34 protein-coding genes are annotated in these 24,290 nt (G+C 65.6%); 2 read left to right on the forward strand and 32 right to left on the reverse strand.

Annotation, left to right across the window (positions count from 1 at the left end):
* Positions 1–227: 227 nt before the first annotated feature.
* From ABNQ39_RS06980 to ABNQ39_RS07010, 7 genes are all read right to left on the reverse strand, one after another.
* Positions 228–1,820, reverse strand: a complete 1,593-nt coding sequence (locus ABNQ39_RS06980) for a terminase large subunit (protein WP_376959643.1) — start codon at positions 1,818–1,820, stop codon at positions 228–230.
* The gene (locus tag ABNQ39_RS06985; RefSeq protein WP_376959644.1) at positions 1,792–2,193 is read right to left on the reverse strand and encodes a phage terminase small subunit P27 family; all 402 of its coding nucleotides are present in this window, start codon (positions 2,191–2,193) and stop codon (positions 1,792–1,794) included. The genes ABNQ39_RS06980 and ABNQ39_RS06985 overlap by 29 nt, the downstream gene beginning before the upstream one ends.
* A gap of 112 nt (positions 2,194–2,305) precedes the next feature.
* Positions 2,306–2,626, reverse strand: coding sequence for an HNH endonuclease signature motif containing protein (locus ABNQ39_RS06990; RefSeq protein WP_376959645.1), 321 nt, complete (start codon positions 2,624–2,626; stop codon positions 2,306–2,308).
* Positions 2,627–2,641: 15 nt separating this feature from the next.
* The gene (locus ABNQ39_RS06995) at positions 2,642–3,067 is read right to left on the reverse strand and encodes a hypothetical protein (RefSeq protein ID WP_376959646.1); all 426 of its coding nucleotides are present in this window, start codon (positions 3,065–3,067) and stop codon (positions 2,642–2,644) included.
* 13 nt (positions 3,068–3,080) lie between these two features.
* Entirely contained in the window at positions 3,081–4,661 is a 1,581-nt protein-coding gene (locus ABNQ39_RS07000) for a phage major capsid protein (protein WP_376959647.1), read from the reverse strand.
* Positions 4,654–5,880 carry a phage portal protein gene (locus tag ABNQ39_RS07005; RefSeq protein ID WP_376959648.1) on the reverse strand — a complete coding sequence of 409 codons (1,227 nt, stop codon included), beginning with the start codon at positions 5,878–5,880 and terminating at the stop codon, positions 4,654–4,656. Before ABNQ39_RS07005 ends, ABNQ39_RS07000 begins: the two co-directional genes overlap by 8 nt.
* A 109-nt stretch (positions 5,881–5,989) precedes the next feature.
* The gene (locus tag ABNQ39_RS07010) at positions 5,990–6,439 is read right to left on the reverse strand and encodes a hypothetical protein (protein WP_376959649.1); all 450 of its coding nucleotides are present in this window, start codon (positions 6,437–6,439) and stop codon (positions 5,990–5,992) included.
* Positions 6,440–6,943: 504 nt separating this feature from the next.
* Here ABNQ39_RS07010 and ABNQ39_RS07015 point away from each other — a divergent pair.
* Positions 6,944–7,564 carry a hypothetical protein gene (locus ABNQ39_RS07015; protein WP_376959650.1) on the forward strand — a complete coding sequence of 207 codons (621 nt, stop codon included), beginning with the start codon at positions 6,944–6,946 and terminating at the stop codon, positions 7,562–7,564.
* On the opposite strand, the gene ABNQ39_RS07020 is transcribed toward ABNQ39_RS07015, so the two are convergent.
* From ABNQ39_RS07020 to ABNQ39_RS07055, 8 genes are all read right to left on the reverse strand, one after another.
* Positions 7,561–7,914, reverse strand: a complete 354-nt coding sequence (locus ABNQ39_RS07020; protein ID WP_376959651.1) for a hypothetical protein — start codon at positions 7,912–7,914, stop codon at positions 7,561–7,563. The genes ABNQ39_RS07015 and ABNQ39_RS07020 overlap by 4 nt on opposite strands.
* 67 nt (positions 7,915–7,981) lie before the next feature.
* On the reverse strand, positions 7,982–8,935 hold the full coding sequence (locus ABNQ39_RS07025) for a helix-turn-helix domain-containing protein (protein WP_376959652.1): 954 nt from the start codon (positions 8,933–8,935) through the stop codon (positions 7,982–7,984).
* Positions 8,932–9,267, reverse strand: coding sequence for a hypothetical protein (locus ABNQ39_RS07030; RefSeq protein ID WP_376959653.1), 336 nt, complete (start codon positions 9,265–9,267; stop codon positions 8,932–8,934). Before ABNQ39_RS07030 ends, ABNQ39_RS07025 begins: the two co-directional genes overlap by 4 nt.
* Positions 9,260–9,475, reverse strand: coding sequence for a hypothetical protein (locus tag ABNQ39_RS07035; protein WP_376959654.1), 216 nt, complete (start codon positions 9,473–9,475; stop codon positions 9,260–9,262). The genes ABNQ39_RS07030 and ABNQ39_RS07035 overlap by 8 nt, the downstream gene beginning before the upstream one ends.
* 185 nt (positions 9,476–9,660) lie before the next feature.
* Positions 9,661–11,082, reverse strand: coding sequence for a phage tail tube protein (locus ABNQ39_RS07040; RefSeq protein ID WP_376959655.1), 1,422 nt, complete (start codon positions 11,080–11,082; stop codon positions 9,661–9,663).
* Between the two features lie 87 nt (positions 11,083–11,169).
* Positions 11,170–11,400 carry a hypothetical protein gene (locus ABNQ39_RS07045; RefSeq protein WP_376959656.1) on the reverse strand — a complete coding sequence of 77 codons (231 nt, stop codon included), beginning with the start codon at positions 11,398–11,400 and terminating at the stop codon, positions 11,170–11,172.
* Positions 11,401–11,405: 5 nt separating this feature from the next.
* Positions 11,406–11,861 (reverse strand): hypothetical protein, encoded by a 456-nt coding sequence (locus ABNQ39_RS07050; protein WP_376959657.1) that lies wholly within the window; start codon positions 11,859–11,861, stop codon positions 11,406–11,408.
* A 4-nt stretch (positions 11,862–11,865) separates the two neighbouring features.
* Positions 11,866–12,183, reverse strand: a complete 318-nt coding sequence (locus ABNQ39_RS07055) for a hypothetical protein (RefSeq protein WP_376959658.1) — start codon at positions 12,181–12,183, stop codon at positions 11,866–11,868.
* An 87-nt stretch (positions 12,184–12,270) separates the two neighbouring features.
* Between ABNQ39_RS07055 and ABNQ39_RS07060 the strand changes: the two genes are divergently transcribed.
* The gene (locus ABNQ39_RS07060) at positions 12,271–12,570 is read left to right on the forward strand and encodes a hypothetical protein (protein ID WP_376959659.1); all 300 of its coding nucleotides are present in this window, start codon (positions 12,271–12,273) and stop codon (positions 12,568–12,570) included.
* Between the two features lie 9 nt (positions 12,571–12,579).
* Here ABNQ39_RS07060 and ABNQ39_RS07065 read toward each other — a convergent pair whose 3' ends face one another.
* The 17 genes from ABNQ39_RS07065 to ABNQ39_RS07145 form a co-directional block, all read right to left on the reverse strand.
* Positions 12,580–13,239, reverse strand: coding sequence for a hypothetical protein (locus ABNQ39_RS07065; protein WP_376959660.1), 660 nt, complete (start codon positions 13,237–13,239; stop codon positions 12,580–12,582).
* Positions 13,176–13,415 carry a hypothetical protein gene (locus ABNQ39_RS07070; RefSeq protein WP_376959661.1) on the reverse strand — a complete coding sequence of 80 codons (240 nt, stop codon included), beginning with the start codon at positions 13,413–13,415 and terminating at the stop codon, positions 13,176–13,178. The genes ABNQ39_RS07065 and ABNQ39_RS07070 overlap by 64 nt, the downstream gene beginning before the upstream one ends.
* A gap of 2 nt (positions 13,416–13,417) precedes the next feature.
* Complete coding sequence (locus tag ABNQ39_RS07075; protein WP_376959662.1) at positions 13,418–13,606, reverse strand: hypothetical protein; 189 nt, start codon at positions 13,604–13,606, stop codon at positions 13,418–13,420.
* 53 nt (positions 13,607–13,659) lie between these two features.
* Positions 13,660–14,064, reverse strand: coding sequence for a hypothetical protein (locus tag ABNQ39_RS07080; RefSeq protein ID WP_376959663.1), 405 nt, complete (start codon positions 14,062–14,064; stop codon positions 13,660–13,662).
* Between the two features lie 80 nt (positions 14,065–14,144).
* On the reverse strand, positions 14,145–15,371 hold the full coding sequence (locus ABNQ39_RS07085; protein ID WP_376959664.1) for a phage major capsid protein: 1,227 nt from the start codon (positions 15,369–15,371) through the stop codon (positions 14,145–14,147).
* Between the two features lie 11 nt (positions 15,372–15,382).
* The gene (locus ABNQ39_RS07090) at positions 15,383–16,309 is read right to left on the reverse strand and encodes a head maturation protease, ClpP-related (protein WP_376959665.1); all 927 of its coding nucleotides are present in this window, start codon (positions 16,307–16,309) and stop codon (positions 15,383–15,385) included.
* Positions 16,310–16,311: 2 nt separating this feature from the next.
* Positions 16,312–17,727 (reverse strand): phage portal protein, encoded by a 1,416-nt coding sequence (locus ABNQ39_RS07095; RefSeq protein ID WP_376959666.1) that lies wholly within the window; start codon positions 17,725–17,727, stop codon positions 16,312–16,314.
* A gap of 9 nt (positions 17,728–17,736) precedes the next feature.
* The gene (locus ABNQ39_RS07100) at positions 17,737–19,461 is read right to left on the reverse strand and encodes a terminase large subunit (RefSeq protein ID WP_376959667.1); all 1,725 of its coding nucleotides are present in this window, start codon (positions 19,459–19,461) and stop codon (positions 17,737–17,739) included.
* Positions 19,458–20,054, reverse strand: coding sequence for a terminase (locus ABNQ39_RS07105; protein WP_376959668.1), 597 nt, complete (start codon positions 20,052–20,054; stop codon positions 19,458–19,460). The genes ABNQ39_RS07100 and ABNQ39_RS07105 overlap by 4 nt, the downstream gene beginning before the upstream one ends.
* A 133-nt stretch (positions 20,055–20,187) precedes the next feature.
* Positions 20,188–20,562 (reverse strand): HNH endonuclease, encoded by a 375-nt coding sequence (locus tag ABNQ39_RS07110; RefSeq protein ID WP_376959669.1) that lies wholly within the window; start codon positions 20,560–20,562, stop codon positions 20,188–20,190.
* A 2-nt stretch (positions 20,563–20,564) separates the two neighbouring features.
* Entirely contained in the window at positions 20,565–20,750 is a 186-nt protein-coding gene (locus ABNQ39_RS07115; protein WP_376959670.1) for a hypothetical protein, read from the reverse strand.
* A gap of 2 nt (positions 20,751–20,752) precedes the next feature.
* Positions 20,753–21,052, reverse strand: coding sequence for a hypothetical protein (locus ABNQ39_RS07120; protein ID WP_376959671.1), 300 nt, complete (start codon positions 21,050–21,052; stop codon positions 20,753–20,755).
* Between the two features lie 143 nt (positions 21,053–21,195).
* A complete protein-coding gene (locus tag ABNQ39_RS07125) occupies positions 21,196–21,909 on the reverse strand; it encodes a hypothetical protein (RefSeq protein WP_376959672.1) in 714 nt (237 codons plus the stop codon).
* Entirely contained in the window at positions 21,906–23,216 is a 1,311-nt protein-coding gene (locus ABNQ39_RS07130) for a hypothetical protein (protein ID WP_376959673.1), read from the reverse strand. Before ABNQ39_RS07130 ends, ABNQ39_RS07125 begins: the two co-directional genes overlap by 4 nt.
* Positions 23,216–23,506, reverse strand: coding sequence for a helix-turn-helix domain-containing protein (locus ABNQ39_RS07135; RefSeq protein ID WP_376959674.1), 291 nt, complete (start codon positions 23,504–23,506; stop codon positions 23,216–23,218). Before ABNQ39_RS07135 ends, ABNQ39_RS07130 begins: the two co-directional genes overlap by 1 nt.
* Positions 23,506–23,787, reverse strand: coding sequence for a DUF2312 domain-containing protein (locus ABNQ39_RS07140; protein WP_376959675.1), 282 nt, complete (start codon positions 23,785–23,787; stop codon positions 23,506–23,508). Before ABNQ39_RS07140 ends, ABNQ39_RS07135 begins: the two co-directional genes overlap by 1 nt.
* The gene (locus ABNQ39_RS07145; RefSeq protein ID WP_376959676.1) at positions 23,784–24,287 is read right to left on the reverse strand and encodes a hypothetical protein; all 504 of its coding nucleotides are present in this window, start codon (positions 24,285–24,287) and stop codon (positions 23,784–23,786) included. Before ABNQ39_RS07145 ends, ABNQ39_RS07140 begins: the two co-directional genes overlap by 4 nt.
* Between the last annotated feature and the right edge of the window lie 3 nt (positions 24,288–24,290).

A 24,290-nucleotide genomic window follows, 5' to 3' on the forward strand; every position in this document is an offset into this window, starting at 1 on the left:
GATTGAATTTTCGGCTGTGTTCTCGGCTTCAGCCTCACCCTATGCCACTCTCTTCCCCTCCTGCCGGCCCTCGCCCTCGTGCACGCTGGGGCCGGTTTCACCGCTGAAAGTGCGCCCCCGGGCCATAGCCGCACCAGTGGCTCCGTCCATCAGGCCGGTGGACCGGTCCCTGCTGAATTTCTCGCTCTCCTTGTCGTCCTGCACAGAGTGGTGTGCGAAGGCTTCGCTCAGACAAAGAATTCATCGTCCGGCAAGTCCAGATCGTAGATCGAGCCTCCAGCCTCGCCGTGCTGCGCCAGCGACACGGCGATGGCGCAGGCCACAGCACCATCGATCCGCTCCCGCGCCTTGCCCTTGCTGAACAGCCGGTTGCCGGCGCGGTCAGTCTCCACCTGGATGTTGTCGAAGCACCAGCGTAACACCTCATGCCCACCGTGCTGGAACTGCCGCCCGACGATGGCGCGCTCCAGCTCCTTGATCGCCGGCGCCATCGTCACCCACCCCTGCCGCACCTCCACCGCCGGATAGCCGTCCTCGGTCAGCGTGTTCAGCGTCGAGCGGGCAAGGTGCGGGTCGATCCCCACCGACACCACGTTGAAGCGGTCGCACAGGTCGCGGATGCAGTCCTCCACCGCGCGGAAGTCCACCACGTTGCCCGGCGTCGGCTGGATCAGCCTGTCATCGGCCCAGCGCACATAGGGCACCCCGTCCCGGTCCTGCCGGCCGCGCAGGTTGTCGCCCGGACAGAAGAAGTACGGCAGCACCGCATAGCCGGTGCCAATCCGCCAGCACGCCACCACCACCGTCAGATCCGAGTTGCTGGACAGGTCCACCCCGAGCCAGCACGGCGCCCCTGCCAGGGCGTCGAGGTCGAGCGGCGCCGCGCCAGCGTCATAGACGGCCATCTCCACGAACGGATCGGTCGAGTGGTCGAGCCACACATTCAGATGCAGTTGCCGGAACGCCTCCCGATCCGCCGGCCGGTTCTCCGCCTCGCGGGCGAGCTGGCGCAGCCCTTCGATGTCGGGGAAACCGTGGACCAAGCCGGGGTTGGCCCGGTACCACACCTTTTCATCCCGCCAATCCGCATCGGCCGCGGTTTCGAACAGCACCGGCAGAGTGCCGGGGTCGTCGATCTCGCCACGGGCGACTCGGCGGGCATAGTCCACGATGTCGTGGGCGACGTTCTGCTGGCCGCGCCCGGCCGTGCTGATGACGACGCACAGGGAGCCGGGCACCTTCACCAAGCCCGTGCGGATCACGTCCCACAGGTCGCGCTTGGGCCAAGCGTGCAGTTCGTCCACCAGGGCGAAGGTGGGAGTGGTGCCGTGGGAGCGGGCGGCGTCGCAGGAGATGGCGCGAAGCTGGCACCCGCTCTTGGGATGCTCGATCCGGTGCCGGTAGTCGATGAAGCGCAGCTTGTCGCCGATGCGCGGGTCTTCCCTGCAGATCCCGGCCGCCTCCTCAAAGCCGATGCGGGCCTGTTCGCGATCCGACGCAGCGAACAGCGCCAACCCGCCGGGCACCCGCTCGGGGCCGATGGTGTGCAGCAGCCCCAGGCCGGCGCCCAGGCTGGTCTTGCGCCCGCCGCGGGGCAGCAGCATGACGACGTTGCGGACGATCCGCCGGCCGTCCGGGTGACGGGGGCCGTAGATGCGGCGGACAAGCCGCTCTTGGAAGTCGTGAAGCTGGAAACCGCGCTTGGGCAGGGTCGATTTCGGGTGGCGCAGCACGCGCAGGAAGTCGACGGCACGTTGCCCGTAGCCCAGCGGGTCGGGGATGTCGGAGCCGTCAGAGATCCAGGCCGGAAAGGTCGTCATCGTCGTTTTCCGTGGGAGCGGCCTTGTTGCGACTGGCCGGGGTCAAGCCCAGCTCGGCCGCCAGCCGGCGGCTTTCGGTCAGGGCCTGGAACATGGTTTGGAAAGCGGGATGCCGCCGCACCTCGCCCTTGCCCGTCTTGATCGTGTCGCCCTCGGTGGCAATGGTCGCCTGCATGCGGCGCACGGTGCCGGCGGCCAAGCAGTAGGCTTCCAGCATGGGCAGGTCTTCGCGGGTCACGGTCTTGCGGGCGCGGAGACCGGGCACCACCCGGCGCCATTCCGCCTTGGCCTCGGTCGGCAGCCAGGACGGCGCGGGCGGCAGCCGGGCAAGCCCGCCGTCGATTGCCTTCAGATCCGGTTTCCGTCCACGCATCGCACCATCCCCTTATCCGATTTGCTCAATTCGTCTCTCTCGCGAGCGAGACTCCCCACCGGTACCCGGCCCCAGCGTAGGAAATTGGAGACCCCCTATCCCCAACCCCTTGCTATCCCTGCCTTTTGCCGTGGGTCTTGCGGTTGTGATGCAGCCGGCAAAGGGTCTGGAGGTTCGAGGGGGCGAGCCGCAGCTCTGGCCGCTCCCGGATGCTGAGCTTGTGGTCCACGTCCACGCCCTCGGTCGATCCGCAGACCACGCAGCCGGGATGCGTCTCCAGATGACGGCGCCGCAGCCGGTACCAGTCCGAGTCATAGCCGCGCTGGTGACGGTCGGGCCGGGCGGCCTCGGCAGCCTTCGAGCAACGCGGGCACGCCCGGCCGGCTGGGACCAGGGCGCCGCATTTGCAGATACGAGGGGGAGCGTACGGCATGCCGAAGCGGCCTCGTCAGCCCGGCGGGTTGGCGGTGGGGGCGTTGACCGGGTGTCCCAGGATCGCCACGGCCCCCAGGTTCGCCGCACTGGCGTTGCTGGCCGGGGTGACGGTGAGACGCTGGTACCGCTTGCCGCCGACATAGCCCAGCTTGCGGGTCTTGCCGTCGTCGGCCGCGGTGAAGCCGGCCAGGGCCTCGGTGCCCACCAGCAGCGCGTCGGGCACCTCCTCCGCATCGGACAGGTTGGCCGCGTCGCCGTGGTCCATCCGCACGCTGAAGGTGGCGTCCGCATCGGCCAGCGTGCCGGTGAGGATGACGAAGGTCACGGAGCCGAAGCCCAGCCGATCCACGATGGCCGAGACGACGGCGGTGTTGTCGGTCGGCGCCGTGCCGGGCGGGATGACGGTGACGGGATGGATGTTGTTCAGCAGGTCGCGCATGGTCGCTCCTCCCTCAGTTCGCCGCGATGCGCAGCTTGCGCAGGGCTTCCGACTTGCGGACCCCGCCGGCCACCCGCTTGCGGGCGTGGAAGCGGCACTTGCCCTTGGTGCGCTGGGTCAGGTCGTCGCGCAGCAGGAAGAAGCCCACCCGGTCGAACACCCGGTAGCCTTGGGCGAAGTCGCCGAACACCAGGGGCACGGCGTCGCCGGCTACGTCGGGCATATCGGGCAGCTCCACCACCGGCCGCCCCAGGATCGTGGTGACGGGCGAGCCGGCCAGCCCCGACATGGACAGCAGGTATTCGCCCCCCGTCGTCTTCAGCTTGCGGATCGCCCCGAGCGTGGTCGAGTTCATCCCCCACACGGCATTCGTCCGGTAGGGCGACGGCAGGGCATGGAACAGGTCGATCAGCGAGTCGGCGGTGATCTTCGCCGCGTCGCCGCTCGCCACGGTCGGGATGCTGCTGTCCGACATGAAGCCCATCGGGCGCTTCACGCCGTTGCCGGTGACGAAGGCTTCGCCCTCGGCCTGCCCGAACTCTTCGGCCAGATCGCCGGCCAGTTCTCCGAAGATGTCGACCGCGGCGTCCTCCAGGGTGGAGAAGGACACGTCCACATAGGCGGTCAGCTCCTTCACCTCGTAGGCCGACTTGCCGTAGCGGCTGCCGGTCTCGGTGTCCTCCCGGTCCTCCAACTCCTCCACCCACGTCGCGGTGGGCCGGCCGATGCGCTTGGGCAGCTCCACCGATCCGCGCGCCGTGTTGCGCACCGTCGCCAATTGGCGTACGGGCGACCACAGGACGATGTTCTTGTCCACCTCGGCGATGAACTCGGCCGGGGCGAGGTAGCCGGCGCTGGGATCGTCGCCCGTTCGCAGGGCCTTCACTTCCGTGAACTCCATGCCGGCGGTGCCGCCCCGCAGATAGGTCTCGAACGCCTTGCGCTCGGGCGCATCGTCCCCCTTCTTCTCGGGAGCCGGAGCGGCGCCCGGCCGGCGCAGCGTGGTCTCCACCTTGCCCAGCCGGTCGGTGATCGGTGCCAGCGCCGCGGTGATGGCAGCGGTCATCTTGGTTTCGACCCCGGCCACCAGCTCGGCCGTCTTGGTCTCCAGCGCGGCCAGATCGGGCGCGGTGGTCTCGTCTTCCATAGTGCTCTCCTTGGGGATGGCCGTACCTGCGGCCGGGGTAGACTTCACACTCAGCACGCGCGCCCGGCTCGATGCGGGCCGGCGCACGATGCTGACTTCCTGCAAGTTGACTTCGACCAGCACCCGCCGGCCGGCCGTGTCGCGATGGGCCTTGGTGGCGACGTAGCCGATGGACAGCCCATCGAGCCGGCCGCCCCGCAGGTCCGCCAGCGTCGCCGGATCGGTGACGACACCGCGGACCTTCAGGCCGATGTCGTCCTCCGCGGCTTCGATCCACTGGCCGATGGGCGCGCCCTTGTGCTCCCGGAGCATGAGCGGGAGTCCGGTGGTGAGGCTGGCGCGATAGGCGCCCGGCTGCACCACGTCGTTGACCGCATCGGCCGGGCCACCGAACAGGCTGGCGTAGCCGATCACCTCGCCCTCGGGGGAGACCTTCACTTCAAGCATCGGTCGCCCCCGTGGTGCCGCCAGCGCTGCCGGTTGTCGGAGCGGGCGCGGTGTTGACCGGCCGCATGAAGGTCTCTCCGCCGGCATAGGGCGGGCGGTTCTCCATGGCGCGGGCCTCGTTCGGATTGAGGATGCCGGCGGAAATCGCCTTGCTCATCGCCTCGAAGCGGGCGGCGATGTCGGCGCGGGCGATGTCGTCCACCAGGAACTCGAAGTAGTGGGTTTCCCGCTCCGCAGGCGTCAGGAGGGTGATCGCCATGGCGTCGCACCACAGGCGCAGGATCGGCAGCATGCAGAAGGTCAGGAACTGCTGCCCCATGCTCTCGGCGTTGGCATGGGTGGCACGGTCCATCTCGTTGACCAGATGCAGCGGCACCCGCCAGAAGCGGCTCACCTCCTCCACCTGAAAGCGCCGCATCTCCAGGGTCTGCGCATCGACGCTGTTCAACTGGACCTGTTGGAAGTCCATGTCTTCGCTCAGGATCATGGTCCGCTTGCCGGTCACGCCCTGATAGAAGCTGGAGAACATGGCGCGGACCCGGCGGAACTGGTCTTCGTTCAGCCGGCCCTTGACCTTCAGCAAGCCCGACGGCTTGGCGCCATTGCCGAACAGGGAGCCGCAGTGGCTTTCCAGGGTCAGGGCAAGGCCGATGGCCTCCCGGCCCAGCGTGACGGGCGAGGCGCCTTTGTGGACGTCCAGCCCGACACCGCGGATGTGCAGGATCTCGGAGCGGTCATACTCGCGGGCGGGCAGTGCCGTGTTGCCGGTGGCGACCATGTAGACGGGCGCCATGGTGCGCGGATCCTGCCGGACGGAGACGGCGCGGGGATCGAGCGGGATCAGCTCCACCACCCGACCGGCGGCGTCCCGGTTCACGAAGGCATAGGCGTTGCCGTGGGTGGCGAAGTGGGTGCCGAGCACTAGGCGGAACTCGCTGGCCGGCGTCCAGTCGTTCGCGGCCTTGGTCACCAGCGCGGAGACGGGATGGTCGGTGGCGCGCTCCCGGTCGTCGCCCGTCCGGCGGTACAGGTGCGGCGTCAGTTGCTCGATGGTCTCGGCGATCACCTTGATGCAGGCGAAGGAGACCGAACAGCGCATGGCGGACTCGGGCGAGACGGAGACACCCGCGGCGGTGGGCAGGGCGCCGCCGGTCAGCAGCTCATAGCCGTCTTCGCTCTTACGCTCGGTGAAGAGATTGTTCTTGATCCAATGAAACATCACGTTTTCACCAGTTCAGCGAAGGAGAGACGGGTCTTCGAAAGGCGATTAAGCCCGAAGTAGGTGGATGTGTCTCTAAATTGCCCCGTAATTACTGAAATGAAAATAGTCATTTGATTTCAGTGGAAGGTGTCGCTTTCGAGATGTTCAGAATTTCGAAGATCCGGCGATGACTGGTCGGAAATTTTTCTTCCAATCGCATCGCCTCCCACAGTAGGGCGGCTGTAGGATCGTCGGGCGGCTCTGCGAGTGAGAGATCGTGCTGCCATGTGCTGGTGGCGTAGCGCTGCTGAGCGGCAAGGATCTGTTCGGCGGCTACCCAAGCGGTCGAAGTTGGAAACCGCTCCCTCCACAGCCGCAAAATCAAGGCGTCCCGCCGCTGGCGCCGCTCCAACCGCCACCATGGGATTTCTCCGGCGGATCGGTTTAAGCGAAACGCATGCTCCATGCCGCGTTCGGGGTTCGTCAGGTAAGCGCCCAGGCGGGCGGACAACCATCCCAGGTCATCCGCCGTCGCCTCTCCGGACACCACCCGCTTCAATCGGGTCAGTGCCTCCATGCGCCTATCTCCCCTTCCGGCCGGGTCGGTTCTGCACCCCGTTGTTCGCGAAGGGGCTGTTCTCGAACCGCTTACGGGCCGCCGCCCTTTCAGCCTCCAGCGCCTCGTCCACCGGCTCAGCATCACCGCACCAGTCGTCAGCCCCGGTACGCGGCCAAGCGGCGCCTTCCCCCGCGCCATCGGGTCCAGACCAGCAAGCGGCCGGGGCGTGGCGCCGGCAGTCGATCTTCACCGGAACCAAGGCACTCTCAAGGCTCCACGCGGGATGTTTCCAGAACCGGCAGGTCAGGCAGGTCAGGCGCGCGGGCGGCGCTCCTGCTGCCGGTGTCGAGGCGTGAGTCGGCGTTCGGGCTTTGCGGTCCGACATTGTTAGCTCCTACGTTTTAGGGGTACTGAAGGGAATAGCTGGGGCAGGTCAGGCAGGAGGATCGCGAATTCTGAATAACGGTAAATAGATATTGAATTATTCTCTAGATTTACAATTGAATAGGAAGTTCCCTAAAAATGACGGCGAAGAATATTAAGAGAAATAGCGAACAATATAGGAAAAGGCGCCAAAATCTATCAAGATTGAATCGTGCAAAAATTCTGAAAATAAAGTCGATAAGCAATCAGGATTCCCATGATAGCATTCCTGATTTTGTGTTCGATATTGGAGACAGACTGTACAGTCTTTCAATAAAATTATATGGCTCAGCATTCGCTGTATGCGCTGGCTTCATGGCTAGCGTTTATCCCTATATGTTCGTGTCTGAATGCAAATTCATGTATTCGGCAAAGGGAGCGATGCATACTATCGTTTCTTTTTTTACTTTCTATATTTTAGGACTTTTAGTTCTCATAACGGTAAATTTTTCGGGAGTTATTGTAAATTTCACGATTGCATCCCTATCCGTCTTATACAAGAAAGGATTTATTAGGAGAAATTGGAAGAGGCATTACTTTGATCCACAAGACAGAAGCTCCTTCTTTATCAGAACTCTATTCCATGTGTTGGCGCTTGTAATTTGGCTTATCGGAACTGCTATGGCGGTGCGCTTTGCTAATTTAGAATTGACAGTTCCGGATCTTTGGGGGGCGGTAACCAAAGCCGCAAAGTTATGCCCCCCAAACACCTCCCCTTAAGTCTCACCACGCCACGCAGGCCCAAACGCTTCGCTTAGCAGTCGAGCCACGCTGGCTTTCTCGTCCTCAGTCGGCGGATGCCACTCGTCCGCCGAGCGGGTGCGCCCGTCAGCCTTGGTGATCAGGGTGCAGCGACGCTCTTCCTCCCGGATGGCCGCAACCCTCTCATCGAAGAAGGCGCACAGCTCGGCCAGCGCCGGGAAGAACGTGAAGCGCTGGCCTCCCGCCTCCCGTAGCGTGTCGCGGCTGTAGACGAAGGCGGGATAGTTCAGCATCTCCACATAGGCGCGAGCCTGCGCCTCGATCTCCGACAGCTTCTTGCTGCCGGCGGTCAGGGCGGCCAGCTTCATCACCCACGCCAGCGGCACCCAATCAGCCGGCTGCGACGCCAGCGCCGCGGACAGCGCAGAAGCCCGGCTATTCGCCTCCCGCCGGATCGTCGGGGGCAGGTGTTGCGGACAGGTCCAAGTCCCAGGCAGGACGGCATAACCCTTGTCCGTCATCCGCCCCACGTTGGGCGTCTCCAGAACCTTTGCCAAGGCGGGCGAGCAGTTGCTCAACTGCGGCAGCGCCGCGGGGTTCTTGTGCAGGGGAACGGGTGTGTTGGTCATGGTGGAAACCTCCTTCCGTCAGCTCGGGCGGGTTGGTCCATGCTTCGGCGTTTAGCCAGGTCGTCGGGTGCTTGATGAACTTCGGGTCGCGGCCGGTACGGCGGCAGTCGTCGGCATAGGCACGGGCAGCCATCAGCAGCACGGCGGGCGATGTCTTCCGCAGGGCGGCGCGGTAAGCCTTGCGGGCCTGCCCCGGATCGCGCTTGCGAGGATAGGCGGCGTACCAGTCCGCGAAGCCCTCGGGTTCGTCGTCGGGCGCGGTGCGGGTCCGCTTCGGTGGAGAGGGCGCGGGAGAGTCTGTTTTCTCTCTTGGTGGATCTAATGGTGGGTTGGGTGCGGCTGCCGCACCGGTGGGGTGCGGCTCCTGCACCGGTGCGCTTTCTGCGCCGGTGTGGCTCCCGCACCGGTGCGCGTCCTGCACCGGTGCGGCTCCTGCACCGGTTCGGCACCCTGTCCGACGTTCGTCGTGAGGGTCGGCCATCTGCCCAAGCACGGTGACGTCGATCCGATATTCACGCGGACGGCGCCGGGAGAAATCGGCTTCACGGACCATCACCAACAGGCCGCCCGCCTCCAGGCGACGCAACGCCTCCTGAACGGTTCTTTCGCCAAGGTCGCAATCCCGCGCGACCGTGGGCACTGCCGGAAAGACGTTCGCGCCGTTATCGTCGGCGAAGTCACACAGCCTCACGAGAACGGCCTTGGCAGCCGCGTTTTTGAGGCGCACGCGCCATGCCGCTGACATAAGAAAAATGCTCATTCATCGCCTTCCCCCTGGTCGGCCCGGCCGGCGGTCGGCTCCCATTCGGCATGCAGCCCGCCAAGCATCTTGTAGGCCGCTCGCGCCGCTTCCATGAGCCGGTGCCGCATGGCGTTGTCCGTGATGAACACCGCGCGCCGCTGCGCCTCGGGGCCGGGGATCGTCGGCGGGTTCGCCACCAGCCCGCGGTTTCCGGTGCGAACCAGCGTGCAGCCCAGCAAGGTCAGCCCGCCCATGTTGCAGTCGAAATAGGCCAGGATGCTCGAACCTCGGTGCCCGACTTCGCGTGGGCGATGCAGAACACGAATGCCGGTGATCGTCACTTCAGTCATTGGAATCACTCCCCTGAAGCTGGCGCAGCCATTCGACCAAGGCCCCCTCGGTAGCGCACACCCGCTTGCCCTTCTTCCGGGTCGGCAGGTCGCCCTTGTCGTGAAGGTGTCGCGCCTGTCGCTCGGTCAGGCCGATGCGGCTACCGATGGCCTTCAGGCCATAGATCAGCCTGCCGGGGTCCAGAGGGATGGCGGTTTCATTGGGCATTATGCGGTTTCCTTTGCGTCACTGTTGCGTCATGAGTTGCGTCACGGCATAGCTGCCGCGCTGTGTCGAACCGTGTCTTTTCAAGGCGTTAGGCGTCCCCCATGTCTTCAGGGATGCGCCCATGAAAAAGGCCGCGCGAAGCGGCCTAAGTAGCTGTTAATATTGATTATTTCCCCGTTTTTTCTCTATGCGGCAATCATCACGTCGGTGTTCTTGCCGCTGACGTTCGGGTCGCCTTCCTTTGGGGTCAGGCGCGGAGCCTCCCAGACCATCGCCTGGGTACCCTTCTGAAGGCGGGTGTTGAGGCTGGTGGGCGTGCCGGCCAGCACCTTGGCGAGCAGGTCCGTGTTGCCGAAATGGGTGTCCAGATCGACCGAAACGTCACTGGAGCCGTCCACGACATCGACCGGACCCATGGCGATGCTGTCGCCGTCGGCCGCCGCGTCGATGGTCCTCAGGTTGTTGTTGAGGGTGAACTTCACCCCCTTGGCCCAATTGGGCTTGCCGAGGGCCGCGCCGCCTTCACCGATCCGGCCGCAGTTGGCGCTGAACGCCATCACCGGATAGAGGTTGCTGTCCGGCTCGGCATCGGGCGTAGCGTCCAGGCTGGTCGGGCTTACGATCCCCTTCATCCCGGTGAAGGAGACCGAGCCGGTGGCCTTCTCCTTGGCCTGCCCGCCGAACTCCAGCGTGTTCACCCGCATACCGGTCTGGGCGATGTAGGAGGGCGGCGTGTGATCCATGAAGCCGCGCTCCAGGGTCAGGCCGATCTGCTCCACTCCGTTGAGCAGCACGTCCCCGAAAAACACCCGGATCGACTTCCCGGCACCGGTGTCCGCGCCCCATTGGCCCGGCAGGTTGTCCAGGGTCAGCTTGCGGGCGGCGATGCCGACCACGCGGGCGAAGCCGTTGGTGCCGGCGGTGGCGAAGCGGTTGCCGGCGGTGATATCGCCGGGCTTCACCCACTGACCGACCCGCAGGCCAAGCGTGGTGAAGTCCAGCCCACCCGCCTCGGAGGTCAGCCCGTCGGCCACAGCTTTGATGTCGTCGGCCGCCCCCTCGAAGCCCACCACCTTCAGGCGGGCGCCCGCGGCCGGGCTGGCTTCATCCACCAACCCGGCGCCGACGAAGGCGGGGGCGGTCGCGCTGCCGGTCGTGACCTTGGCGAGCTTGCCGCGGTTGGCGGCGAGGCCGAACCCGTTGAAGTAGACCAGATGGCCGGCCGCGAAGGCGGCCCCGGCGGCGACCGCCACCACCTGAGTCGAAGCGGTGACGGACTGGATCACACTGCCGGCGGTGCCGTCATTGTCGCGGCTGGGCGTGTTGTTCCAGCGGCTGCCGAAGGCCGACTCCATCTCGCTCGACAGGAGGCAGCCGTCCGCGGGGTAATGCCATTCGATGCCGATCTGGCCGTCGTTGGTCTGGCCGACCAGCACCGAGTCGGAGTTCATGCGGTCGTCGCGGATGTCGTCGCTGTCGACATAGACCGCCTTGTTCGACAGGCCGATGGACGTGACGCGCTGCTTGCGCATGCGCGGGGTGGTGGGGGTGGTGCCATAGGTCGTCTCGGCGACACCGGTCAGGCGGACACGGTTGGAACTGGACATGGTGGCGGCTCCTTTCAGCCGGGCATGAAAAAAGCCGCTCGGGCGGTGCCGGCGGCGTGGTGATCGTCAGGGGTGGAGGGCGGTGGATCAGGCGGCGGGCGGCTCGGCCGCGTCGCCAGCGGGCGCCTTACCGCCCTTCTTCGCGGCGCTGGGGTCCGGCTCCGCGGCGGGCATGGCGATGTGGCCGAGGCGGACCCAATCCGCGAAGGTCAGCGGGCCGTCGATGTCGGCCTCCGTGACCAGCTGGCCGGCGGCGAACCGGCGGCTGGAGGTGGTGAAGGACTTGGCGACGGTCGGGGTGGCGGTGGTCTCAGCCATGATAGCTATCCTCTCTTCCAGTCGATGACGATGTGCATGCTCCACCAGCTGCCGGTGTCGTCCTTGGCGCCGATGGGGTCGAAACGGATGTCCTGAAACTCGATGCCGCCGATGTCCTGGCCCCGGCACATCTCCGCGAAGGCGGTCAGCAGCTCGCGGTTCAGCCGGGAGCCGCTGTTCACCGGGGCGAAGACGAACAGCATCAGCGAGCCGGTCTCTTCCCACCGATCGGTGTCCGGGCTGCCGGTGCCGATGCCGGCCTGCTCCCACAGATCGCCGTCGATCAGCACTCGCCCCCAGGCGTTGGGCGGCGGGTCAGCGCCAGGGACAGCCGGGCCGTAGGGCTGCGGTAGCTTGATCGGCTCGTTGTCCCATTCCAGCGGGCAGTCCTGCGGCGCGACATCCGGCCAGCCGGCTTCGATGAAGGCGCGGATCGCGTTAAAGGCTTGGATCGTCGCCATGGGGTCAGCCCTTCGCTTGCATCCACCACCCGCCAGGGCGCTCGCCCGGCTCGGAAACCGTCAGCGTCTGGCCTCCGCCGGTCCAGGTCCCGTTGGCGATGGTGGGCTTGATGATGACTTGATCGCCTTTCTGCGGCCCATCGGCTGGGAAGGAGGTCTCCGCTAGGGCGTCGGCGGCGACGATGACGGAGAAGGTTCGTTGAGCAGCGCCGCCATTCAGGGGGTCGCTGCCGGTTTCCCGCCAGAACGCCATGACGATCACTTCGGTGAAGGTGGGGGGCGGGCGGCGCAGCACCACCAGGGCGCCGCGCTTACCGATCATGCGAGCTTCGCGGGAACGAGCCATTGCATCTCGACTCCAAAAAGGAAAATCGGCACCGTCAGCCTATCGAAACCAAGGAGGTCAAGCATGCCTGCAGTTCACGCCGACACCATTACCTCGGTCCCGAAGTTGGTCGCGGACACGAACGGTCCGGTTTCTCTCTCAGTCGTCCTCAATGGAACTGCTGACGAGCAGAACTATCGGGTGTTCCAATTCGTCCAGTTTGCGCAAAGTCACCAGATCAAGCTGGAAATTCGCGGTTCCGAGGAAGCGTTCAAAGCGGCGAAGCTGGTTCCTGAAACGGTCGTTGACGGTGTCGCGCTTCGATTGGGGGCCGCTCAAGAACCGGGCGGCTTCACTATGTTTTTTGGCCCTTCCGATAAATAGACCGGCCCGTCAGCGTATACAGTCGGCGAAGCCGCCGGCCTTGAGCGCCGCCAGCACGTCGGCAGGAAGCGCGGAGCCGCCGGCCCCCATGCCGCCGACCCAATATTCGGTGCGGCCGGTGCCGTCGGTCTCTTCGGCCTTTACCGCCAATTCCCGGTCCTTGGACTCCCAGCGCAGCCGCACCAGCCGCTTCACGGCGTCCTGTAGCTCGGTGGGCACCTTGTCCAAGGCCCAACCGGACGAGATCGTCACAACGGCTGCTGCTCGCCGCCAGGGGACGACGCAGCCGGCGGCGCTCAACCGCTCGATCAGGCCGGCCCTGCCCATCGCGCGGTAGCTGGAGGGGGCCAGAGTCTCGCCCCCAACCGAAACCGCCGTGACCCGGGCGGGCCAGCGCCACGGCAGGAACAACGCATCGGCGGCGCCGGCTTCATCGAAACTGAAGGTGATGATCGCTACCTCTTCACGGAAGGTGGGCGGCACGTCGCCGTCATCGTCGCCCCGCACCCCGCAGGCGGCGGCCACGAGGTCGGAGGCCGACAGCACCTCAGCCTCCAGCCATGCGTCGAACAGGGTGTCGTCGTCACCGATGCCGAGTTCGATCTTCAGGGCTGCTGTGGAGCACAGGCGGCGGTCAGGAGCCGGGATCGCGACGGTGACAATCGACATTTCTTCCTCTCTTCCATGTTCAACGCCACGTTGGCGACGAACTCCGGCGGCTTCGACGCGAGCCACTCACGCACCGCCGGCTCGTCCATGATGTGGCCTATGCGGCGCAGTTCGCGCACCGCATAGGCCACCAGCCGGTTTGGCAAGCCCTCGCCGGGAGCTTTGGAGTTCGCCACGGTCAGCCCTCGCTGCCGGCGGGCGGCTTGCCCCCCTTCGCCGCGCCCTTTGCGTCGGGCGGGCCGATCAGCCCGGCCTTCTCCAGGCCCTCCACCAGATCGGGGTGGATTTCGCGCTGCGCCCCTTCCCCCAGCAGCTCGGTCTTGATCCCGTCGTGGGAGTAGGGAAAAGGCTTCAGAACCTTGTGCATGCTCGTGCCCTCACTTCGGTGGGAGGTGGGGCGGCTGATGCCGCCCCTTGGTGTCAGGCAACCGGCACGGTGCGCGGATGGCCGAGGGCGGCGACGGCGCCGATGGTGCCGCCGGTGGCGGCCCCGGCCGAGACCAGCGACAGCCGCACGAACCGCTTGTTGCCGCGATAGCCGAGCTTCTTGACCTTGTTGTCGTCGGTCGCGGCGAAGGTGGCGTCGGCCACGGTGCCCAGCAGATCGCCAGCAGCGACGGGGGAGCCGTCGGACAGGTCGGGCGCGTCCCCCTCGGTCAGCGCCGGGGTATAGGTGCCATCCGTAAGGGTGCCCGACTTGATCGCGAACTCCAGGCTGTCGAAGCCTCGCGTGTCGATGATCGCGCCGATGGTGGCGGTGTTGGAGGTGATAGCGGCGGTGTTCAGCGCCACCACGAAAGCGAGGTTGTTGTGAAGGTCGCGCATGGCGATGGTCTCCGAGATGCAGATGCGCGAAAGGCGCCCAGCGGGCGCCCTTCTCGCGGTGTCGGTGAGGCTGGAGGCGGTTACGCGGCGATCTTCAGCTTGCGGATCGCTTCCGGCTGGCGGACGCCGCCGCCGGTGCGCTTGCGACCGCGGAAAATGACCAGGCCGTTGTCCGCCCCGGACGTGTAGTCGACCTGGAAGCCGATGGCGATGCGGTCGATGACGATGTAGCCGCGCTTCCAGTCGCCGAAGGCAACCGGGAAGGAGCCTGCCGCAACGTCGGGCATGTCCGGGCACTCGGCATAGTTGGCGCCGAGAATGGTGTTGGGGATGCCGTTGGCGAGGCCGGGCATCCACAGGTAATTGCCGTCACCATCCTTCAGCTTGCGGACCTTGCCCAGCGTGCGCCGGTTCAGGGTCCAGATGCCGTTGCGGGCATAGGCCGTCTTCAGGTCGTGGTACAGGTCGATCAGGCCGTCGCCGGTGAGGGCGGTCGCGTTGCCCGACACGGTGACACCGACATCCGGGTTGACGAGGAAGCCCTCGGCCTGATGCTTCCCGGCGCCGATGATGAACTCGCGCCCTTCGGTCACGGCAAACTGTTCACCAGCGCCCTCGCGCAGCTCGGCGAGGAGGTCGTAATCGCTGTCTTCCAGCATCTGCTGCGACACCTCGACCCGCGCGAACATCTCGGGGGCCAGGATCTCGATCATCCCGTACTCGGGATCGCCCGTGTTGTCGCGCTTCTGCGTTTCGCCCACGCGGGTGGCGCCCACGCCGCCGGTGCGGCGCGGCTGCTTCCACGAGCCGACGCCGATGGAGCGGACGGTGGCGAGCGTGCGGTGCGGCGTCTGCTCGATCACGTCCTTCATGATGTCGGTCTGCATGTCCGGCGGAGCCAGCAGATAGCCGGCGCTGGTGTCGTCGGACTTGACGATGGCGGCGCGGCGCTTGTTCAGCAGGTCCATGTCCTCGCGGCGGCGCTCGTTCTCATGGGTGCGCATCACCCGGTTGAACGCCTCACGATGCTCGTCCGCCTCCTTGTCGCCCTTGGGGCTGCCCAGGCTGGCACGGTTCATCGCCGCCTCGATGCGGTCCAGCTGCTCCTGCTGCGCCTTGGCGGTCTGCTCGGACAGGGTCAGCTTCTGGTTGAGGCCCTCGGCATTGTCCATCGCCTTGGTCAGGTCGGACAGTTTGCTTTCCAGAATGGTGTCGCGCCGCTTTTCGTTGGCGTCGTTCGTGTTCTTGAACTCGCTCCATGCGGTCATCAGGTCGTCAATGACCTTGTCGACAGTCTTATCGGCCATGGTGGCAATCCTCAGTGAGAAAGGGTTCGCAGGGTGTTGGCCGCACGCGTGAGCGCCGCGACCGCGGCAGCCTGTCCGTCCTCATCGCGAGGGGCCGGCGGGGGCTGGTGCTGGTCATCGTCGCGATGACCGGCGGAGAAGGCCCGAGCCATCGCGGCAACGCGCTTGGCCTGGGCATTCGAGAAGCCTTCTCCGTCGCGGAGAAGGCGCTCGAACTCACGGATCGCCGGGCCGCCCTCGGCGGCGTTCGGCATGAGGTCTTTCGGGGTGCGCTGGAACAGGGGCAGCATCGCCGACCGGGCGTGCGCAGCCTTCGCGTCCTTCTTGCCCTTGGCCGGCACCACCGTATCGGCGAACCCGGCATCCTTGGCGGCCTGGGCGCCGAACCACGTCTCGGCCGCCACCCAATCGACCAGAGCCTTCCGCTCCTGGCCGGTGCGCGCGGCATAGATGTCGACGATGCCGGACTCCAGCTGATCCAGGATGTCCGCTTCCTTGCGCATCACCTCGGCGTCGCCGATGGCGAAGCTCCACGGCTTGTGGATCATGACGTGGGCGCCTTCGGCGATGCGGATCTCGTCGCCGGCCATGGCGATGACGGAGGCTATGCTGGCCGCAATCCCATCGATGTGGATCACGATGTTCGCCTTGTGGCGGGCGAGCGCCTGATAGATCGCCACCCCGTCGAAGACGACGCCGCCGGGGCTGTTCAGCCGGACGTTGATCGTGTCGACCGACAGGGCGTCGATCTCCTTGGCGAACTCCTCCGCCTGGATGCCGTCCCACCAGCCACCGATGTCTCCATAGACGTAGACGTCGGCCGTGGTGTCGGCCTCGGTGGCGGCCACGCGGACGTGGCCCGGACCCAGCGCCACAGGCGCGCGGTTCATCGCCCGCCCGGCCATCAGCAGGGCGGTGTCGAGCAGCGGTTTCGGCATGGTCAGTCCTCTTGCTGGCCGTCCAGCTTGTCCAGGACGGTGTTCAGGTTGTTGGAGGCGCCGCGGATCAGGCGTTCATTCTCGCCGGACAGGACCCGGCCGGCGTTCTGCCGGGGCGATGGACCGGGCGGTGGCGGCGCAGCGCCGCCTTCGTCCGGCTTGCTGGCGGCCTCCAGCGAACCGTCGTCGCGCACCCGCGCGTAGTTGCTGGGCACATAGTGGGCGTCGCCCCCCTTGAACCCGTCCATGTCCTCCATCCCGAGGATCTGGTTCGCGGTCAGGCCGGCAACCCCGAACATCTTGGCGTAGAAATCCGCCCGGTCCTTCGCCGCGCCACGCAGCAGCTCGGTGTCGAAGAACTTGAAATACAGGCCCTGCCGCCGCTCCTCGGGGGTCAGCAGATCGCACGTCAGCGTCGTCCCGACTCGGCGGTGCCAGGGGCGGACGGTGTGGACGTTGTGTGCCAGGAACATCTGTTCCGACGAGGCGTAGGTCGCCGTCTTGTCGGCGATCCCGACCATGATCGGCAGAACACCCCACTGCCGACAGATCAGCATGTCTTGATACAGCCGGGTCGCCAGATGCTCCGCATCCGCGCCGGTCATGCCCATCGGGACGAACTTGCCACCATTGCCCAGAACGAGCGGCTTGCCGCTGTTCTTACCGCCGGCGTAATGGGCTTTGATCCAGTTTGTCAGCCGCTTGTGCTTCGCATCGTCCAGATCGTCCGTGACGCTGTAAACTCCGGTTGTCTGAACCCCGTTGCCGAACCGCTTGGCGTGAGCGTCCTGCGCAGCATCGGCCAACCCGATCACCTCGCGGGCCAGCTTCACCATGTTGAGGCCGTTCCGCCCGTCCCAACTCGGCCCGCGGATGTGCAGGATCCGGTCGTTCGGCACCTCCTCGCCGTTCACCCGGTAGAGCGGCGAGCGGTCGTACGGATCGGAGCGCTTCTCGACCGACACCTCGCCGGCCTCGAAGGAGAACATCTCGTGGATGCGACCGCGGCCCACCCTGTTGATGAAGGCGAAGCCGCCGCCCTGGAAGGCGGCATGCAGCATCAGTGTCTCGCGGAACTGCTGCGTGTTCATCCAACTACAAGGCTTGAACTGCATCAGGTCGTAGAGGGGATGGTCGACCGCCTCCGCCCGATTGCCGGTGACGGGGTCCTTCCGCATCAGCTTGCAGGGGACTGTGGACACGCCATCCGCGATCAACAGGCCGCAGCGCAGCGAGGTTGGGGTCTCCAGCGCCGTCTGCCAATTCACATGGACGCCGGCCGACGTCGGGCCACCCCCGACCAAGTCGCTCCAGAACTCTTCCGCGAAGGCCGCCGCGTTCCGCTGGGAAACCTCTTCGGCCGGCGCCGCCTTCGGCTGGGGGCGGAGGTGCGCGGTGATCCAGTCCATCATGCCCATGCGCTACCCCTATTCCTCGTCCGCATCGTCGAACTCGTCCGTGTCCCACACGGCGCGCCCGCTTTTTGCTTTTGGGTTCAGCGACATACAGAAGACCGCATCGAAAGCGGCCATCAGCGGGTCGATTTTCGCCACCCCGGCCTGCTGCTTCGTGATCATGATCGCGTTGCCGCGCGGCTCGACTTTGGCGTTCGTCACGCACCAGTTCATCAGCCGCTGCTTGGCGTGGACCAGATCACCGAAGGACAGTCGCCGCTCCGTCACCAGGATGGCCGATTGCAGCTCGAAGCCCTGACGAACCGCCACGATCTGACCGAACCCTTTGTCGGTCGTTGCCGTGAAGCCGATGCGTTCCATCTCGTCGACGATGTCGGGTAAACCGACACGATCAACGCCGATGGATCGCTCCGCCCCCAGCTTGCCCGACGCCGCGATGCGCTCCAGAACAGCACATACCTGCTGGATGTCGTCGCGGCAGTCGTCGGGAAGGATCGTCACGTCGCCATCATTCTCGAAGTCGCGGAGCAACTGGGCGATCTGCTTGCGGCTCTCCAGCACCTTTTCGTGACACCAAGCATGGGTCCACATCAGCCAGCGACGGGTGCCGATCTCCCGGCCTATGACGCACAACCCCAGCAGGTCGTCCATGCCACCGCCGTCGATCCCGGCGACGATGACCTCCGAGCGGCGGATCAGCTCGTCGAGCGTCAGCTTTTCGTCCGTCGCCTTTTCCCAGAAATCGGCGCCGACCCAACGATTGGACCGCAGGTTCAGCCCGATTTCTACGTTGAGGTGTTTTGCCAGAAACCCTCTTATGGAGCCCTCTCCGGACTGCTGCGCCTTGCTGTACTCGTCGAGCAGGAACTCCTCATCGACCGATGCCCCCATGTTGGGGTTGGTGACGTAGAAATTCTCCGGCAGGAGGTGCTCCTTGGCTTCCAGCATCGCTCTGGGGAACTCGTAGAGCACCCCCAGCGACTTCGGCGCCCGGAGCTTGCCATCCCGGATGTCGCGAAACCGGTCCAGCCACTGTTTGAAGACGCCGGCGGGCGGCTCCTCTCCCTGAGTGGACAGGGCGATGACAAAGCCTTCTGGCCGACTGGTCAGGCCGCCACGGGCCTCGCGCAGCATCGCCTCAGCATTCGCCTTGGTCCCGAAGAGGTGCAACTCGTCGATCAGCACCCCGGTGGCCTTGTTGCCGGTGACGACGTCACTGTCGGCCGCCAGGATCTTCAGCGTCGCCCCTGTCGTCCGGTGCTCGATGGTCTTGAGGTGCGGGACCGGCTTGAGGATGTCGAACAGCTCCGGATCGGCGGTGACCATGCTCATCGCCGGATCTGCGGAGTTCTTCGCGACCTTGATGGTTGGCGCGATGATGATGAACTCAGCGTTGTCCCGCCAGTTGCGCAGCAGCGCCGTGACCATGATCCCGGCGGCGATGGTCGACTTGCTGTTCTTCTTGCTGATCAACAACAGGAACTCGTTGATCAGCCGACGGCCGGTGTTCGCATCGTAGGCGCCGAAGATGGCGGCCACGAAATCGAACACCCATTCCCGGCAGGCCACCTCCATCGCCGGGCTGCCGGGAACGTCAACAAGCCTCAGATCCCGGAAAATCTTCAATGCCGCCTCGGCCTCTGCCGAGAACAGCGGCGAGCAGGGAACCAGAGACTCCCGCGCCACGATGCGCTGTTCCCAGTCGGGGCACGCGGTCGTCCAGTGAGGCGTGGTCATTTGCCGTTGTCCACAACCAGTTTCGGCGGCGGCGGGGGCGCGTACTTGTTGCCGGGCTTAGCCGCCTCCTGGGCTTTGGCCTTGGCCTCTTCCTTCTTGCCGCCGCCGATGCCGGCGACCTCCTTCGCAACAGCCAAAGCCTGCCCGATGGTCTTCAGCGTCATGGACCGGGCTGGCAGGGAGATGGCCTTCAGCATGGCGGCGCGGCGCCGGCCGTCCTTATCGTCGGCGGTCTCGGTCTCGATCAGCTGCTCCAACTCGCCGACATACGAGGTGATGGACCCCAACTCGTCCAGCATCCGGCTGGCGATCTCACGCATATGGTCGACGTGATCGCGGGGCTCCCCCATCCGCGCCGGACGGGCCGAAGGGTTGATCGGCGGCAGGATTTCTCCGACCGGCAAGTGCGCACCTTGGTGCGCACTTTGGTGCGCACTTTTCTGCGAACTGCGCACCCAGTTTCCTGCCTTCGCCCGTTTCCGGATGTTGGCCTCCGAAGCTCCAAAACGCTCCGCAATCTGGCGATTTGACAGCTTTCCGGCCCGAAAAGCCGCTTCGACTGCCGTCCAGTCGATGTCAGCGCGTTTTGCCATGGCCGGTCATGCGCACCGCAAAGTGCGCACCTCAAATTGATTTGGGAGGAAAAATCTCCGAATGACCCCCAACCGGTAGGGAGCCCCTCGACCGGCCCAGAGATTTACCCCCCCTCCACCCCTCTCGATGGGGTCAGAGGCGGCGCCCAAGCCGGTCGGTTCTGGCCTCGGCCGTCTTCCGATTGTGGCAGCCGCCGATCTCGCCATCCGGATGCGGGCGGCCATTGCCGCCCTTCCGGTTGCAGAGGAGCTTGACGTTCGACGGGTCGAGGTCGGCACCACCATCACGCCGCTCGATGTCATGATCGCCGATCAGGCGAACAGGCGAGCCATCACTCTCGTGGGTCTTTCCGCACCGCTCGCACCGCCGCCCACGCTTGGTGATCAGCGACGCGACCAACTTGCGCCAGTCGCTGGATTGGAGGACCGGATCGGCAACCTTTGGCCCGGACGACACGCGGGACGGACCACTTCCCACGCGTGGCTCAGCAGATGCGAGCTTCGTCACGATCACCCTCTCACCGGCGGCAGGCTCGTCGCAACGCCGTCCATTGCGCCAGCCTGTACGCGACCGTCGACGCGCGCCAGGGCCGGCCCAATCAACTCGGTGGCGCGGCGGTACGCCTCACGCTGGGCGACGCAGTCGATCAGGTCCGCGACGTCAGCCATGGACTGCGGGAGGGGCTTGCGGTCCATGGTTATCCCACCCGCTCCACCACGCCGACCGGCAGGCGAGCAATGATAACGGAGTTCTGCTCCACCACCCGCTCGACCTGTTCGGCCAGGGCGTTCGTGGCCTTGGCCTGTTCGTTCATCGCGCCGATAACGAGCTGGAAGGTCTCCATCCCCGGTCCCTGCGCCGGGCGGCGCGTCCAAATCCAGGCGATGGCGATGCAGGCGATGCCGACGACAGCGGCGACCTGGGCAGCCGGGGACAGGACGGAGATGCGGGTAAGCGTTTCCCCAACGTCGGGGATCGGCAGGGGCAGGTTTTCCATGGAGGCGATCCCCGAAATGACGAAACCCGCCGCGGCTGGAATGCCGGGCGGGGGAAACAAAACGCCCCGCGCGGGCTAACCCGGCGGGGCGCAGAAACACTTTTTGTGAGTGTCATAAGTGGTACTTGAGAATTTAACCGGGGTCAAGTGCCTGTCGTTGGCTTGCCGCTCGCTGCTGCCCGAGCCTCCACCGCGCCCCAGACATCCGCGTCTGTCAGGCTGAATTCGGGACGCTCTCCGACGCGCCCCATGCGGTGCTTTCGACTCTCCGGATCGTAGCCGTAGTGCCATGCCAGCACCCCCAAAGCACCCACCAGGATGCCTTTGGCCGCCGTCGGATTAAGGCTGCGGCCGGTACCGAAGATGGTCCGCTCGGCATGCTCCTTGACCGTCAGCCCCTGCCCCAGGATGTCCCAGATCGCATTCGCGGCGGGGCTGCCCATCCCACCGAGGGCTCGGACCGCGGCGGCCACATCCTCCCGCGCCCGATAGACCTTGGCCGGCTGGTCACGAAGCGCGCCGCCCCCACCGCGCGACAAGTCGGCAGCCTTGAGGGGATCGAGGTGCGCTATGCCGAAGCTGGTCTGGAAGTGTTCCCCGGCCTCGACGTGCCACACCTGGATTTCCTCCTTCCGGGCGAGGGCGTGCAGGATGTCCACAACGCGGTACGGGCTGCCCACGCCGCCGTCTGCATCGACCACACTGCGATCATGGGAGGGGCGCAGGATGGCTGAGCCGGCGTGCTCAATGGCCTTGTGCTGGCCGCGAATGGCGAGGGTTTCGGGATCGGGGGGAGCGTTGCGCTCCCGCTTACGCTGCCCCGGCAGGGTGGCGTTGGTGGCCTTGGATCGGCTCATTTCGAGGCCTCCGCAACAGTCGCGGGATGGGGGATGATGGCAGCGGAAGCGCCGCCTCCTTTGCCGGGTTTGACGCGGGGCGCAATCTGGAAATCGATCTCATCGACCCCAAGGCATTCCCGCAGGTTGTGGTCGTGATGCTGGCGGAGCCGGTCTGCGGTCAGGGCGGCGGGCGCCACGATGACAGCCCGGCGGTCGGCCACGGTGACGGTGCACGGCTTGATCCAGCTTGCCCACTGCACCATCGTGAACCGCTTGTCGTAGGGGGCGGGGGCGCGATCCTCGATGGTCGCCTTCGGCCCATCCGCCATTTGTGGCGGCTTGCGACTGGTTTTGTCGATTGCGCGGTCGATGTCCTTCTGGAGCATGCCGAGCGAGAACGGCGCCGACTGACGCGGCTTCTCGGACAGCCGCTTGAGCTGGAAGTTCACCACCTCGCCGATCAGCGCCAGGGCATCCGGAGCGGTCAGTCCAGCGGATTCGGTCGCTGCCAACCAGTCGCGAATGATCCGGGCATCCCTGGGGGATCGCTCATGCCGTGTGACGTCGAACCAGTTCTCGACGCCCCTCTCCACCAGCACGAACACGGCATCCACGGCTTCAGAGCCGAAATTCTGAACGATGGTGGCGGCGGTCGGACCGCTTCCGCTCGCGCCCGCGTTACCGCCAGCCGATGATTCATCGACTCCAGAACCTAGATCCTCTTCCCTCCTACCTCCTACCTCCTCCCTCCTACCTCCTACCTCCTCCCTCCTACCTCTGAACGACGAAATCCGTACCGGTTCCGTATCGGTGGGGGACTGGTGGGGAACCGGTTCGGAACTCGACGCAGTTGACGCGGCGTCGGTTCCGGATTGGTCCGGGACTGCTTCCGAAGCCGCGCCATCTTCATCGCCGCCCGGTTCCGCACCGGTTCCGCCTTGGTCATCCACCGGACCGTAACCGGACGGGGCTGACCGCTTGTTCATTCCGACCCATTCCCGAACCTCTGGGGTAACGGGGTGGATCGCCTTGGGCTTCTTCGGGCGCTGCCAGAGCACGAAGTTGCGGATCGCGCCATAGGCCTTGCCGTCGACCTCGTAGGGCATGACCTGCCGATGGGCGGCCAACTCCTCCAGCAGGCCGCTGACATTGATGTCGTCGGCCGGCAGCAGGCGCATCTTCAGAGCGCGCGGCTTCCATTCGAAAACGCCCTGGTCATCAGCCTCATTGCGAAGTCCGATCACCAGCAGGCGGGCCAAGGGGCTGCACTCGACGAAGTCCTCGTCGGTCCATTGCCCCGGAAAGCACGAGCGGATGCGGGCCATCAGGCCTCCTCGGGCGCGAGAACACGCCCACTGACCGGCGGTGTGGGCTCTTGCAGCCCAGCCGCCGGGGTGTTGGTCATAACGGGGGTGAGGCGAATGCCGAGGACGGAGCACCACAGGAACAGGTTGAGGGCATGCGGCTCCGCCTTGCCGGCCTCCCAGCGTTCCAGGGATCGCAGGCCAAACCCTCCGCGGTCAGCGACGTCCGACTGCCGCAACCCCATGGCTTCGCGGCGCCGGAAGAGCGTTTTGCGCAGTTGGCTCCAGTCGCTCATAGGGTTGGCGGTCATCAGTCCACCATCCCCAGGGCTTCCTTGTAGAGTTCGAGGATCGCCTCCTGCTCCTGGCGGTCGGCCTTGTCCATCTTCCGCAGACGAATGATCTGCCGGATGATCTTGGTGTCGAAGCCGGTGCCCTTGGCCTCGGCGTAGACCTCCTTGATGTCTTCCTGGAGGCCCTTTTTCTCCTCCTCCAGGCGCTCAACGCGCTCGACGAAGGACTTCAGGCGATCCGCCGCGATGCCGCCGACGTCCGCGCCAGCGCCACCGGAGTTGTGTCCCATGCCAGTCATAGCGACAGCTCCTCGTCCATCTGGCCGAAGTCCCACGAGGTCTCGTCGTCCATATCGTCCAGCATGCCGTCGATCTCGTCCTGGGTGATCGGCGTCACGCCCGTGATCCGCTGGGCCAGTGCCCATTCGGCATCCGTCATGGTCGCCGGCTTGTCGGACCAGCGGATGCACTCCATCAGTTCTTCCAAGGCCGTCCGTTCCTCCCATTCGGGTTCTTCGTAGCCGACCGTCCGGCCAACCATGGGAGTGCCCTTGAGCGGGTGAGATGGCGGGCGCATGTAGACCCATCCGTTCCCGTCTCGGGCGGGATGCTTGATCTCGTGCAGCCCCACCTCGTCATGGACGGATCGGCCGCGATCCCAACAGGTCCGGTCCTTGATCAGGAGGCCTGTGTAGCTATCGCCCTTCTCAGCCAGTAACAGCCGGTGCAGTTCGATGTCGAAGTGGGCCAGCAGCGGGGCGGCACGCTTGGACAGCTTCTTCAGGATGCGGAGGTTCATTCC

The sequence above is a fragment of the Azospirillum sp. A26 genome (assembly GCF_042604635.1).
GTDB lineage: Bacteria > Pseudomonadota > Alphaproteobacteria > Azospirillales > Azospirillaceae > Azospirillum > Azospirillum palustre.